10 protein-coding genes and 1 riboswitch are annotated in these 13,727 nt (G+C 69.3%); of the genes, 2 read left to right on the top strand and 8 right to left on the bottom strand.

Features of this window, described 5'->3' with window-relative positions; genetic code table 11:
• From IT306_01185 to cobO, 4 genes are all read right to left on the bottom strand, one after another.
• On the bottom strand, positions 1-1,469 hold a 1,469-nt coding region (locus IT306_01185; GenBank protein ID MCC7367002.1), incomplete at its 3' end, for a cobyrinate a,c-diamide synthase.
• Positions 1,470-1,481: 12 nt separating this feature from the next.
• On the bottom strand, positions 1,482-3,533 hold the full coding sequence (locus tag IT306_01180) for a putative cobaltochelatase (GenBank protein MCC7367001.1): 2,052 nt from the start codon (positions 3,531-3,533) through the stop codon (positions 1,482-1,484).
• On the bottom strand, positions 3,530-7,357 hold the full coding sequence (gene cobN, locus IT306_01175; GenBank protein ID MCC7367000.1) for a cobaltochelatase subunit CobN: 3,828 nt from the start codon (positions 7,355-7,357) through the stop codon (positions 3,530-3,532). The genes IT306_01180 and cobN overlap by 4 nt, the downstream gene beginning before the upstream one ends.
• Entirely contained in the window at positions 7,357-7,911 is a 555-nt protein-coding gene (cobO, locus tag IT306_01170) for a cob(I)yrinic acid a,c-diamide adenosyltransferase (protein MCC7366999.1), read from the bottom strand. Before cobO ends, cobN begins: the two co-directional genes overlap by 1 nt.
• A 138-nt stretch (positions 7,912-8,049) precedes the next feature.
• Positions 8,050-8,257: riboswitch (cobalamin riboswitch) on the bottom strand.
• A gap of 197 nt (positions 8,258-8,454) precedes the next feature.
• On the opposite strand from cobO, the gene IT306_01165 reads away from it, so the two are divergent.
• Entirely contained in the window at positions 8,455-9,630 is a 1,176-nt protein-coding gene (locus tag IT306_01165; protein MCC7366998.1) for an SGNH/GDSL hydrolase family protein, read from the top strand.
• Positions 9,631-9,687: 57 nt separating this feature from the next.
• The gene (locus tag IT306_01160; GenBank protein MCC7366997.1) at positions 9,688-10,755 is read left to right on the top strand and encodes an alcohol dehydrogenase catalytic domain-containing protein; all 1,068 of its coding nucleotides are present in this window, start codon (positions 9,688-9,690) and stop codon (positions 10,753-10,755) included.
• A 33-nt stretch (positions 10,756-10,788) separates the two neighbouring features.
• Here the strand turns inward: IT306_01160 and IT306_01155 are convergent, their stop codons facing one another.
• The 4 genes from IT306_01155 to IT306_01140 all read right to left on the bottom strand — a co-directional run bounded on the left by IT306_01155 (position 10,789) and on the right by IT306_01140 (position 13,711).
• Positions 10,789-11,352, bottom strand: coding sequence for a GNAT family N-acetyltransferase (locus IT306_01155; GenBank protein ID MCC7366996.1), 564 nt, complete (start codon positions 11,350-11,352; stop codon positions 10,789-10,791).
• 69 nt (positions 11,353-11,421) lie between these two features.
• Positions 11,422-12,459 (bottom strand): Holliday junction branch migration DNA helicase RuvB, encoded by a 1,038-nt coding sequence (gene ruvB, locus IT306_01150; GenBank protein MCC7366995.1) that lies wholly within the window; start codon positions 12,457-12,459, stop codon positions 11,422-11,424.
• A gap of 80 nt (positions 12,460-12,539) precedes the next feature.
• Positions 12,540-13,145, bottom strand: a complete 606-nt coding sequence (locus IT306_01145) for a hypothetical protein (protein ID MCC7366994.1) — start codon at positions 13,143-13,145, stop codon at positions 12,540-12,542.
• Positions 13,142-13,711: a crossover junction endodeoxyribonuclease RuvC gene (locus IT306_01140; GenBank protein ID MCC7366993.1), complete on the bottom strand. Its 570-nt coding sequence runs from the start codon at positions 13,709-13,711 to the stop codon at positions 13,142-13,144. Before IT306_01140 ends, IT306_01145 begins: the two co-directional genes overlap by 4 nt.
• Positions 13,712-13,727 lie beyond the last annotated feature (16 nt).

The following is a 13,727-nucleotide window of genomic DNA, read 5'->3' as shown; positions in this document are numbered from 1 at the left end:
TCCCTGTGCGCGGGAGAGGGGGAGAAATCACTGTCTCGTGTGTCTCCCCCTCTCCCGCGCACAGGGAGAGGGGGTCGGGGGGTGAGGGCCTTCCCGGGAGTGAGAGCCGCCCCGGCAGCCGCAGCCGCCACGAAGCGCGGTGCGAGCATTGGATCGGTGGCAAGATGCACGTGCAGGTACGACCCGAGCACCTTCCCGACGACGAACCCCTCAGGCCGGTCTGCGCCCCCGGTGCCGAGCACGTCGTAGGCAGCCTGCTCGGCGGCTGGTGCGTCGGACAGCGACCAGTGGAACTCGTGTGCCCGGATCACCCGCCCGGCATCGGCGAGAGGCGACGACCGGCGCACCCGTGCTTCGCGGTAGCCCAGGCTCAGCCGTCGCCCGACCAGCGTGCTGCTGCCCGGCAAAACGCCGGCCATGCGGTGTTCCCGCTCGCCGGCGTCGATCAGCCGTTCCTGCAGGTACATCAGGCCGCCGCACTCGCCGTAGATCGGCAGACCGGTGCGTGCGGCCTCGCGGATGGCGTCGAGCATCGGCAGGTTCGCTGCAAGCTCAGAGACGAACAGCTCCGGGAACCCACCGCCCAGGTAGACCGCGCCAACGTCATCGGGCAGGCGGTTGTCCGCGAGCGGGCTGAACGGCGTCAGCTCCGCACCCCACGCTTCGAGCAGGTCGAGGCTGTCCTGATAGTAGAAGTTGAAGGCGGCGTCCATCGCCACGGCAATGCGCGCCCGCCGCGCCACCGGCGACGATGGAAACAGGCCGGTCGGTTCGGGCGCGATGGGCGCCCGTTCCATCAGCCGGAGAAGTCGCGGCAGATCGACGTGCTCGGCCACCTGGGCCGTCGCACGGGCCAGTAGCTCGTCGGGCAGGCGGCGCTCGGCGGCCGGCACGAGGCCGAGGTAGCGCTCGTCCTGATGCAGGATCGTGTCCTTCAGGAGCCAGCCCAGCACGGGCACGTCGGTCAGGCTCTCGATAGCCTCGCGACCGATCTGCGCGTGCCGCTCGCTGGCGACGTTGTTCAGCACGACCCCGACGATGTCCAGATCCGGGTCGAGCGCCCGGCAGCCGAGGACGGTCGCAGCCACGCTGCGGGCAGCCTTCGCCGAGTCCACCACCAGCAGGACCGGCAGACCGAGCAGCTTCGCCACGTGGGCCGTGCTGCCCACCTCGCCGCCGCCGGTCTGCCCGTCGAACAGCCCCATGACGCCCTCGACCACCGAGGCGGCGGTGAGGGCGCTGGCCCGCCCGAACAGCTCGCGCAGGGCGGCCTCGGGGACCATCCACGAGTCGAGGTTGCGCGACGGGCGGCCGGCGGCCTGGGCATGGTGGCTCGGGTCGATGTAGTCCGGCCCGACCTTGAACGGGGAGACCGAGAGGCCGCGCTGCCGCAGCGCCCCGATCAGCCCCAGCGTCAGCGTCGTCTTGCCGACGCCGCTGGCAACCCCTCCGATGACCAGTCCCAGCACCGGGTCGCTGCCTCAGGCCCGGCCGAGACCGAGATTGGCCGCCGCTACCAGCCCACCGGCTCGCAACTGCTCGATGGGGAGGTAGGTCGCGCCGAGGGCGTCGCTGAGCGGCCGGCAGACGCCGACCCGCATGCGGCCGCTCTCGGTATCCACCACGACAGACTGGATGCCGCGCGTCCGGATCTCGCCGGCCAGGGCCAGGATCTCGGCGGTCGGGTCGCCGCCGCCGAGCGCCACGTTGGCGCGACCATCTGAGACGATCAGCAGCAGGGGGACGTCCTCCGGGTGGTTCAGCCGGTGCTTCTCGAAGGCGAGCAGGCCGACCTGTAGCGCATGACTGAGCGGCGTGCGTCCGCCCGTCGGCAACGACTGGAGCCGACGCTCCGCCAGATCGACCGAGGTCGTCGGCGGCAGCAGGAGGTCGGCTCGCTCGCCCCTGAACGAGATCAGCCCGACCCGGTCCCGTTTCTGGTACGCGTCGAGCAGCAGCGACAGCACGGCTTGCTTGGCGGCCGACATCCGCTTGCGCGCGGCCATCGAGCCGCTGGCGTCGACGGCGAAGAGGATGATGTTGCCGGCCTTCGTCTCGCGGACCTTGCCATGGAGATCGGACGCCTTGACCAGCAGGGCCGGGCCGTCTGGTTGCCGCTGGCGTCGAGCGCGCTGCATCGGGGCGGCGGCGCGGACGGTGGCATCCAGCGCCAGGTCGGTCGTGGCCGGGCCGGATGGTTCGGCGCGGACGTAAGCGCCCTGGCCGTCACGCGTGCGGACGCGGCTGCGGCGGCCGGCGCGCTTCGGTCGCTCTTCGCGGAGGGTGGCGGGCGGGGCGATGGCCCGTACGGCGTACGGATCGCCGGCCGCGACAACATGCTCGTCGGGCGGGGACGGCTGCTGGTCGGGATTCGGCGGCGTGGCCGGCGGCTCCGTTTCGGGTGGCTCCGGCGCTGAAGCTTTGGTCGTCTCAGGCGGCGTTTCGGGCGAGAGATCCGGCGGGTTCTGCTGGCGGTGCTCCTCAATCGAGCGGTCGAGGTCGCCGGGGTCCATGCGCGGCTGCTCGAACGGCTGACGGCGACGGCGGTGCAGCAGCGCCAGCTCGGCGGCGTCACGCACGTCCTCTTCGACCACGCGGCCCCGTCCGGCGTAGGCCGCCAGCGTGACGGCCGTCTTGTACATGACGATGTCAGCCCGGAGACCATCCACACCAAAATCGGTGCAGAGATGGGTGATCAGGTCCAGCATACGGTCGTCGAGGATCACCGACGAGAGACGGTCGCGGGCGGCCAGGACGCGGTGCTGCTCGGCCTGCTCCTCGGCCTGCCAGCGGGTCACGAACCCGACCGGGTCCTGCTCGAACGCGATACGCCGCCGCACGACCTCGGCCCGCTCGGCGCGGTTGTCCAGGCCCTGCACTTCGACCGCCAGCGCAAAACGGTCCAGCAGCTGGGGGCGAAGGTCGCCCTCCTCAGGATTCATCGTGCCGACCAGGATCAGCTGGGCCGGGTGCGAGAGCGAGATGCCCTCGCGCTCGACATAGTTCGTGCCCATCGCTGCCACGTCCAGCAGCACGTCCACAAGGTGATCGTTGAGCAGGTTGACCTCGTCCACGTAGAGGATGCCGCGATGGGCGGCGGCCAGCAGGCCCGGCTCGAAGCGCCGCCGGCCCTCGCTGATGGCCGCTTCGATATCGATGGTGCCGGTCAGCCGGTCCTCGGTCGCGCCGACCGGCAGGTTCACGATGGGGACGCGCCGGCCGGCGGTCGGGTGGCCCCCGTGTCTCTCCTGGCAGTCGGCGCACCAGTCGTCCGGGGCGGCCGGGTCGCAGCCGTAGTGGCAACCGACGACGACCTGGATCTCGGGGAGCAGGCCAGCCAGGGCGCGGACAGCCGTCGACTTGGCGGTCCCCTTCTCACCCCGGATCAAGACGCCGCCCAGGCGGGGATTGACGGCGTTGAGAACGAGCGCCTTCTTCATCCGTTCCTGGCCGATCAGCGCCGTGAACGGGAACACCGGACGACCAGTGCGACGGGCCGGGGCGGGTGCGGCCTGGGGAGTGGTCTGGCTCATCGGCCGGCCTCCTGGTCGCCGTCCTGGGCCGCTTCGCCGCGAAGCTCCAGTTGATTCTCGATGTCGAGGTAGACCTGTTCGAGCCGTTTGCGGACCTCCGGGTCCGGGTTCTGCCACAGCCCGCGATCCATCGCCTCGGTCAGCCGCTCGGCGATCCCCCGCAGCGCCCAGGGGTTCTTCTCCTCGAAGAATCGCCGGGTGTCTTCGTCGAAGACGTAGGCGTCGGTGACGCGCTCGTACATCCAGTCATCCACCACGTGGGCGGTGGCGTCGTAGCCGTACAGGTAGTCAACGGTCGCCGCCATCTCGAACGCGCCCTTGTAGCCGTGCCGCTTGATGCTGGCGATCCACTTCGGGTTGACCACCCTGGTGCGGAAGACCCGCCGAGCCTCGTCTCCGAGGTCGCGCTGCTTCGGCTCCAGCGGGTTCGAGGAGTCTCCGAAGTACTGCTTCGGATCCTGCCCCGACAGCGCGCGGACCGTTGCGATCATCCCGCCGTGATACTGGAGGTAGTCGTCGCTGTCGAAGATGTCGTGCTCGCGGTTGTCCTGGTTCTTGGCCGCCACCACGATGCCGGCAAATCGCTCCTTGAACTCGTCCGGAGCTTGCGCGCCGAACGTGCCCCGCCCGTAGGCGAACGCGCCCCAGGCCTGATAGACGGCGGCGAGGTCATGGTCGGTCTGCCAGTTGCGCTCGTCCAGCAGCGGCAGGATGCCGGCCCCGTAGGTGCCCGGCTTGCTCCCGAAGATGCGGTAGGTCGAGGTTCTCCAGGCCGCCTCGCGCGACATCCCGGCCGCTTCCTTGCGGAGGGCGTCGGCCCGCACCCGCGCCGCCACGAAGTTCTGGTCGGACGGCTCGTCCAGCTCGGCCACCATCTTGACGGCATCGTCCATCAGGTGGATCAGGTTCGGGAAGGCGTCGCGGAAGAAGCCGCTGATGCGAGCCGTCACGTCGATGCGTGGCCGGCCAAGCTCGGCCAGCGGGACGATCTCCAGGCCCCGCACGCGACGGTTCTCACGCTGCCAGACCGGCCGCACGCCGAGCAGGTGGAAGATCTCGGCCACGTCGTCGCCGTGCGTCCGCATGGCCGAGGTGCCCCAGACGACGATGCCGACTGACTCCGGATACCGCCCCTCTTCGTCGAGGTACTTCGCCAGCAGGGCGTCCCCGAGCGCGACGCCCGTGGCCCAGGCGTTGGGCGAGGGGATGGTGTTCGGATCGACCGAGTAGAAGTTGCGGCCGGTCGGCAGCGCGTTCGCCTGCCCACGCGTCGGTGCGCCGCTCGGACCGGCCGGCACGTACCGGCCGTCCAGGCCCCGCAGCAGGTTCCCGATCTCGTCGGTGGTGCGGTCCAGGTTGGGGACGAGCGTCGTGGTCAGGTAGTCGAGCGCCTCGCGGACCGCGACGCCGTCGCCCGGGAACGTCCGCTCGACCAGCGGCCCGACCGTGGACGGCTGAAAGTCGGCGACCTGCAACTGGCTGAGGAGCGCATGTCCGAGCGCCTCCAACCCCTCGATCAGGTCGCCGTTGCCGCGGATCGGGGTGTTGCTCAGTCGAGACAGTGCCAGCGGGATCGGCCCGGTGTACGGCTGGCCCCGGTCGGCCAGCAGCTGCTGGTACGGCAGACCGAGGGCGTCCGCCAGAGAACGGCGCAGGCTCGGCGCGTCGGCGTTGTCGAGGCGGGTCAGCGCCAGCAACAGGCCGATCTGCTCCTCGCCGGCCGGCGCCTGCCCCAGCGTGTGCAGACCGTCGCGGATCTGGGCGTCCTTCAGCTCGCAGAGGTAGCCGTCGACGTGCAGCAGGAAGTTGTCGAAGATGTCGTCGCCGGGCCGCTCGTCCTGGTGAAGATCGCGGTCGAGCTTCGCCTCCTGGATGACGGCCCAGATCTGCTCTCGCACGACCGGGGCCTTCTTCGGATCGAGCGTCTGCACCTGGTAGTACTCGTCCATCAGTTGTTCGAGCTTGACGATCTCGTTGTACGAGTCCGCCGTCTGCATCGCGGGGATCAGGTGATCGACGATGCAGGCGTGCGCCCGCCGCTTCGCCTGCGCGCCCTCGCCGGGGTTGTTGACGATGAACGGGTAGAAGTGCGGCATCGGGCCGAGCGCCACCTCGGGATAGCAGGCGGCGGACAGGCCGAGGCTCTTGCCCGGCAGCCATTCGAGCGTGCCGTGCTTGCCGATGTGGACGACCGCATGCGCCCCGAACACATCGCGCAGATAGGCGTAGTAGGCGAGATAGTGGTGCGTCGGGGTCAGGTCGGGACTGTGGTAGATGGCGATGGGGTTCTCGCCAAAGCCGCGCGGCGGCTGGATCCCGACGAAGACGTTGCCGAATTCCAGGCCGGGCATCACCAGCGCGTCGCCGTCACGGTAGACCTCGCCCGGCGGGTCGCCCCAGGCGTCGCGCAACTCCTGCTGGACGCTCGGCGCGTAGCCGTCGAAGGCGCGCCGGTAACCAGGGGCGGTCAGGCGGCCGGCCCCCGCCATCTGACTCTCGGTCAGGAACTCCTGATCGTAGGAGCAGTGATCGATCAACTGGTGGATCAGGGCGTCGCCGCTCTCTGGGATATCCTCGACCGTGTAGCCGGCCTCCCGCAGCGCGTGCAGGATGTGCCAGACCGAGGCCGGGGTGTCCAGCCCGACGGCGTTGCCGATCCGCGCGTTCTTGGTCGGGTAGTTGCTGAGCACCAGCGCGACTCTTCGCTCGGCTGGCGGGATGCGCCGGAGCCGTGCCCAGGCCACCGCCAGCTTCGCCGTGAAGGCGATCCGGTCAGGCATCGGCTCGTAGCGCATCAACCGTGCGCCCAGCCGCTCGTCCTCGACGGCCTCCTGCTTGAAGGAGATCGGCACGCCGATGATCCGGCCGTCGAACTCGGGCATGGCGACGTTCATCGCGGTGTCGATGGGGCTGAGGCCAGAGTCGCTCTCGGCCCACTGATCGGCGGTGCTGGTGGAGACGATGGCCTGGATCACCGGCACGTCGAGTTGATCCAGGCCGGCCACCGACCAGCCGCTGGCCACCGTCACGCCTTTGACCTCAAGCTGACTCATCGCGAAGCTCAGGGTGTTCAGGACCGTGTCGATGCGGGCCGACCCGTCGACGTCGAGCAGGAAATCCGCGAAGACGGCCGGGACGCCGTTCGGCCCACCCTTGAGACTCTGGCAGAAGATCGGCAGCGACGTGCAACCCTCGGCTTCGAGGGCGCGCACCAGCGCATCCACGAAGCCGAGGTTCCGGCTCATCCAGTGGGCACGGTAGAAGAGGATCGCCACGACCGGCTGGCCGGCGACGTTGCGGCGCGCCAGGTAGTCGTCGAGGCCGACCTCGTCCGGCTCGTCGGGGTGGTAGACGCCCTCCCAGGCGACGGCGCGCGGTGGCACAGTCGGATGGCTGGTTCCGAGCGCGTGATTGGCGAGCAGGGCCAGCATCGCCGCCAGGTTCTCGATGCCGCCGTGCGCGAGATACTCGGCGACGGCCGCCACGACTGGTACCGGCGCGGTGCAGGCGGCCTGCAGGTCCAGGTCGGCCGCCTGGTCGCCGGGGATCGCGACGACCGGCACATTGCGCTCAGCGCAGTCGCGGGTCAGCCGGTCCCAGCCGTGTTCGAAGGCCCTTTTGCCGCCCAGCAGCCGCATCACGACGACGCCGGTGCGTGGCAGCTCGGCGGCGAGGAACGCGTGGGCCGCGTCGACGTCGGTCAGCGTCGCGGGGTTGACGGCCCGGACGGCCGGGAAGCCCTCGGGAAGACGCTCGACGGCGTGGCTGAGTGTCAACAGGTCGGTGTCGGCGGTGCTGAGCACCAGGATGGAGCGGTCGGCCATCAAAACTCGATCCCCCGCTGCGCCTTGATGCCCTGCTGCAGGGGGTGTTTGATCATCGTCATCTCGGTGACGAGGTCGGCGGCGTCGATCAGCTCGGGCGGCGCGCCCCGCCCCGTCATCACGAGGTGCAGGCGCGCCGGCTTCTGGCAGATCAGCTCCAGCACGTCGTCCAGCGAGACCAGCCCGGCCTTGATCGAGCCCAGCAGCTCGTCGAGCACGATCATGTCGTACTCGTCGGCCAGCACCACCTCGCGGGCGCGCTCGAACGCCTTCGCGGCGGCCTCTTCGTGCTCCTCCATCGGGACACGGGCGTCACGCAGCCGATCGATCGTGAACCCCATGCCCATCCTGACGAGCTGGATGTTGGGGGCGAGCGCTTCCAGCGACTTCGTTTCGCCGGTCTTCCAACGGCCCTTGATGAACTGGATGATCAAGACGCGCAAACCGTTGCCGGCCGCGCGTACCGCCAGTCCGAGCGCTGCCGTCGTCTTGCCCTTGCCATCGCCCGTGTTGACGACCACCAGCCCACGCGGCTCTTTTCGTTCCTGCGCCATCAGTCTCTACCCTTTCCCCGCACAATCGCGATGCGGTTCAACGGGAGCCGGAGCGCAGGTCCGAGCCGGCACTGTCGCCCGCGCGGTCCGTGTCGGACCTGGAGCTGACGTGTCGGGCGGCTCTCTGACGCGGAGAACGGCGTCCCGGCATACTCGGGCAGGTCTCCTGGCTGGCGGATCGACGTCGTCAGCGCCTTCCCACATCCACCCGGTGGACGCAGTGGCAACGTGCTGCCGACTCCCCGCTCACAGTGGCGCGACCGCGACGGATTCTCACCGTCTTCCCTATTCTGCCCACAGCGCCGGCGTCCGACGCTGAAGGGCCACCCGAGCAGCGACTCTCAGTTTGTGAAGGAGCGTGGGTCGAAGGATACTCGGTACGCTGGCGTCCGACCAACTCCCGGCCGGTATCTACGCCCTGGGTCGCGCCTGACGATTTCCTGGTAGACTCCGCCCCCGAGACTGCCCAGCCTCGGGGTCCGGAGCGTGCAAAGCACCATGTCCGACGTTGCCAAGACACGCCAGGCGCCGCATCGTGGGGGGATGATCGCAGCGCGCCTCATCGTGGTGCTGGTCAGCCTTGCCATCCCGCTCGTCGCGCTGGAGATCGCGCTGCGGATGTTCGGACCGTTCTTGCCCGGCAACTACGACACCGGGCCGTTCGTCCGCCGCCACCCGGTGCTCGGGCATTTCCACATCCCGAGTCACACGAGCTGGGTGAAGACGCCGCGGTTCACGGTCCGTATCGACACCAACCCGATGGGGTTCCGTGACCCACGGCAATCGTATGAGAAGCCGCCCGGCGCGTTTCGGATCCTGCTGCTGGGCGATTCGTATGTCGAGGCGGCTCAGGTGCCCGTGGAGCAGGGGATCGCGCAGGTGCTTGAGCGGAAACTCACAGCAAGCCTGGGACGCCCCATCGAGGTGATCAACGGCGGCGTGCTCGGCTACGGCACCGCGCAGGAGTCGCTGCTGCTCGATCAAGAGGGAGCGAAGCTCAAGCCCGACCTGATCGTGCTGTTCTTCTGCCACTGCAACGACCTGGCGAACAACAACTATCGCCTGGAGCTGATCGACGGCCAGCTGAGTCGTGCTCTGAAACCGTACTACGACCTGTCCGACGACGACAGCGATCTCGTGCTGATACCCCCGCCCCCGCCCGATGCGCGGACGACGTTGCGCTACCGAGTGCGGGACTCGTCGCTCCTCTACAACGTGATAGAGACCGGTGTTGTTTACAAGCTCGAATTGCAGAACCCACGTGAGGCGTTCAACGCGATTGACGGGCTGGTCGAGCCGACACGCGGCAAGTACGACGCCAGACCGAGCGGCGAATGGGAGCGCTCGTGGCGCATCACCGAGCGTGTCCTCGCGATTGTGAAAGCTCGCGCAGACAGCCTGGGGGCACCGTTGCTGGTGGCAGGCATCCCCGAGTGGCGGATGCTCGAACAGGCCTACTGGCAGCGTGACTCCAACAAGCGCCTCATCGAAAACGGTCGCGGTGGGCCTGACGCCCCCGTCAGAACGATGACCGCCGTGACGGACCGCCTCGGTATCGGACACCTTGACCTGCTGCCGCCGTTCCAGAGGCAGGTCGATGCAGGCGGCCTGTTCCGCTACTACATCGAGGGCGACTACCATTGGACGGCTGACGGGCACGTCGTCGCGGCCGACGCCGTGGCCGCGTACCTGGCAGAGAAAGGCCTGCTGCCGCGCTGACGGCAGGAGACGCCGCGTCGAATCGTACCGGCGACTGCGGCGAGAGGGGACGATCTGATGAAGGCGGCGCTGTTCTACGGTGGGCGCGACATTCGGGTGGAGGAGCTTCCGGACCCGACGCCCGGCCCCGGCGAAGTGCTGGTGAAGATCGGCGCGGCCGGCGTCTGCGGCTCCGACCTGCACGGCTACCGTGGGGGAGATCCGTGGGGCGCAGCACCCCTGGCTGGCCCCCGCCGGGCCGGCCACGAGCTTGCCGGCACGGTGGCGGCGCTCGGCTCGGGCGTGACCCGTGTCGCCGTGGGGCAGCGGGTCGGGGTGGAGCCGATGCACCTGGTCGGGTGTGGCCGGTGCCGCCAGTGCCGACGCGGCGACTACCACATCTGTCCGCGGCGTGGCATGCGGGATGGTCAGCGCCACGGCAGCGCCGGCTTCTCCGAGCTGGATCTGGTGTTGGAGGCGAACGTCTACCCGCTGCCAGACCACGTCTCGCTGGACGCGGCGTCGCTGCTGGACGTCTACGGCTGTGGCGTCCACGCGATCAACCGGGTGCCGCTGCACGCCATGGAGTACGTGTGCGTCGTCGGAACGGGGCCGATTGGCCTGACGATGGGGCAGGTGGCGCGGGCGGCCGGCGCGCGAAAGGTCATCATGATCGGGCGGCGCGACGAGCCGCTGCAGTTCGCGCTGAACGTGGGGGCAGCCGATGCGGTCGTCAACAACGCAGCCGTTGGCACTATCGCCGAGGCCGTCGCCGACCTGACCGACGGCGACCTGTGCGATGCCGTCTTCGAGACGGTCGGCGGCGAGACCGACACCATGCTCCAGGCCGTCGAGGCCGCGGCGTTCGGCGGGCGGATCGGGGTGATCGGCGCGTTCTGGCGGGATGTCGCTGTGCCGTACCGGGCCGGCAACCGTAAGGAGCTGGACGTGCTGTGGTGCAACAGCTACTCGACCTGGCACGGCCAGCGTGAGTTCCAGATCGCGCTCCACATGGTGGCGGACGGACGGGTCCAGGCCGAGCCGCTGGTGACGCACCGTTTCCCACTGGTGGAGATCGGCGCGGCCTTCGCGGCGGCCGACGACAAGCGTGGGTCCGGATCGGTCAAGGTGGTGGTGCAGCCGTAGGGGAGCCAGGCGACCGGCCGCCGTGGCTGGCCATCAGCGGGCGAGGTACTCGCGGCGCAGCAGCCCGTAGATGGCGCTGCTGTGGAACAGGCCGTCGTCCTCGAGGGAGTGCTCGCGGCGGGTGCCTTCGAGCGTGAAGCCGAGCCGCTCCAGCAGGCTCACCGAACGGTAGTTGTCCGCGATGGTGACCGCTTCAAGCCGGTTCAGCTCCAACTGCTCGAACGCGAACCGGACGATCTCGCCGACGGCCTCCTGGGCGATGCCCTGGCCCCAGTACTCACGGGCCAGGTCGTAGCCAAGCGCGCCCCGCCGGTGGTACCGGTCCAGCCCGTGTAGGCTGTACAGGCCGATCACCCGGCTCTCGCCGCGCAGGGTCACGCCCCAGTGGATCGCCTTCTGCGCGAGATACCACTTGCGAAGGGTGTCGATCAGTGCGAGCGCCTGCCTGATGTCGGTCATCGGCGCTGAGTTGAAGCGCTGCACCTCGGGATCGCCGCGAAAGACCAGGACGTCGGCGGCGTCGGCCGGATCCAACTCGCGGAGGAGCAGGCGCGGCGTCGTCAGCGTCGGGAACACCGAGAAGACATCAGCGGTCATCGGGCTCCTGCCGTGCAAGCTTCGGACCGTGCCAGGGCCGCCGCAGTACTCAACACCGTCTGGACCGGCTCAGAGCAGTGGCGGCTGGTCGGCCGGCGCGGAGCGTGGCCGCTTCAGGCCAAGATGCTCGTAGGCCCGGCCCGTTGCGCGGCGGCCCGCCGAGGTCCGGATCACGAAGCCCTGCTGCAGGAGGTACGGCTCGACCACGTCAGTCAGCGTGTCGGTCTCCTCCTGAATCGTGGCTGCCAGCGCCTCGATGCCGACCGGCCCGCCGCCGTACCGCGAGATGATCGCGGACAAGACCTTACGGTCCAGCTCGTCCAGGCCCTCGTCGTCGACGCCTTCGAGATGCAGCGACGCCTGGGTCACCTCCAGGGTGACGTCGCCGCTGCCCTTGACGGTCGCGTAGTCACGAACCCGCCGCAGCAGCCGATTGGCGATGCGGGGCGTCCCGCGCGAGCGCCGCGCCACCTCCATCGCGGCCTCTGCCTGCAACTCGACGCCGAGCAGGCTGGCCGAGCGGCGGACGATCGACTCAAGCTCTTCCGGCGTGTAGAAGTCGAGGTGGAAGAGGAGGCCGAAGCGGTCGCGCAGCGGCGAGGCCAGCAGGCCAGCGCGGGTCGTCGCGCCGACCAGCGTGAAGCGCTTGAGCGGCAGCCGAATCGCCTTGGCGAACGGCCCCTTGTCCAGCACGAAATCCACCGCGAAATCTTCCATCGCGGGGTACAGGTACTCCTCGATGGTGCGAGGCGTCCGGTGGATCTCATCGACGAACAGGACGTCGCCCGGCTCCAGCTTGCTCAGAATGCCCATGAGCTGAGCCGTGTTCTCAAGGGCCGGGCCGGAGGTGATCGTCAGCTTGCCGCCCATCTCCTCGGCGATGATGTGGGCGAGGGTGGTCTTGCCCAGGCCGGGCGGCCCGTGGAAGAGGATGTGCTCCAGCGGCTCGTCGCGCTCCTGGGCCGCGCCGATGGCGATGGCGAGCCGCTCCTTCAGCCGGCCCTGCCCGACGAAGTCCGGCAGTGTCGGGGGACGCAGCGAGCCGCCGTCACCGCCGTCGTCGCCCGAATCGGCGAACGGGGACAAGAGCCGGTTCCCTGTCGTCATGCTTCCGCCTCCTTCCCCATCACCATCGTGCCCGTGAGACTTCGACGCGGGCGGCGGACAGGCCCCCGCGCTGCGCCCGCTTACTGCCTGAAGTATTCCATGACGATGTCCTCAACCGAGCGCAGCTCAGCGTTGGCTTCGAGCAGCTTCGTGACGGCACGGTTGGCGTCTGGCCGCTTGATGCCCATCTCGACGAGCAGGGCCACGGCCAGCCGCTTGAGCTCGTCGTCCGAGGGCGGCTGATCGGGCGCGGGCGGCTCGGCCAGCAGCACGAACGTTTCCATCTTGCGGCGCAGCGAGGCCACGATCTTCTCGGCGCTGGCGGCGCTGATGCCAGGCAGGCTGTCTACCAGATGGGTGTTCTGGTCGCGGATCGCTTCGGCCATCCGGTTGATCGGGAGAACCATCGCCCGGGCCGCGCTCTTCGGTCCGACCCGCGAGACCGACCGCAGCAAGTCCCAGAATCGCCGCTCCTCGTCGCGGGCGAAGCCGTAGAGCACCGGGGCCGGGTTGTCGCGGCTGGCGATGTAGGCGATCCGCAGATCCAGCGGCCGGCCGTCGGTCAGCTCGCCGAACGACTGCTCGACGATGGGCGGCAGCACCACCTCGTAGCCGACCCCGCCGACATCCACGATGATGCCGTCGTCGGTGCGGCCCCTGAACGTCCCTTTGAGCGCCGCGATCATCGGAGGCCGCGCCCGGTCAGCGCGTTGTAGCTCATCTGGTGGAGGCCGGCGATGGCCAGCCCGATGGCGTCGCTGAGGTCGTTCGGGATGCCTGCGCCATCCACGGCGCACAGCTCGAACACCATCCGCTGCACCTGCTCCTTGGAGGCATGCCCGTTGCCGGTCAGCCGCTGCTTGACCGTGGTTGCCGTGAGCGCCAGCAGCGGTACGCCTGCCTGCGCCACCGCGAGACAGTAGACGCCGCGCAGGTGAGCCATCTTCAGTGCCGACTTTGGAAACTTTGGCGTGGTGAAGAGATCCTCCACGGCCACGACCGTCGGATGGGCCAACTCCAGCACGCCGACCATCCGCAGGTAGCCGTCTGCAAGCCGCCCGGGCAGGTCGTCCGCGCCGGCGTCGGAGCGCGGCGCGATCACGCCCGAGTCGAGCAGACGGTAGCGCGGTCCGTCCTGCGCCACGAGCGCCCAGCCGGTGCGCGTCAGGCCGGGGTCGATGCCGAGCGCACGGACCTGAGGGCGCGGCGCATCAGAGCGCTCGCGGCGTTGACGGGGCGGCGAGAAGGTCACGACAGCATGGAGCCTC

Source organism: Chloroflexota bacterium (assembly GCA_020850535.1).
Lineage (GTDB): Bacteria > Chloroflexota > UBA6077 > UBA6077 > JACCZL01 > JADZEM01.
This window is presented reverse-complemented; position numbering and strand designations above follow the sequence as displayed.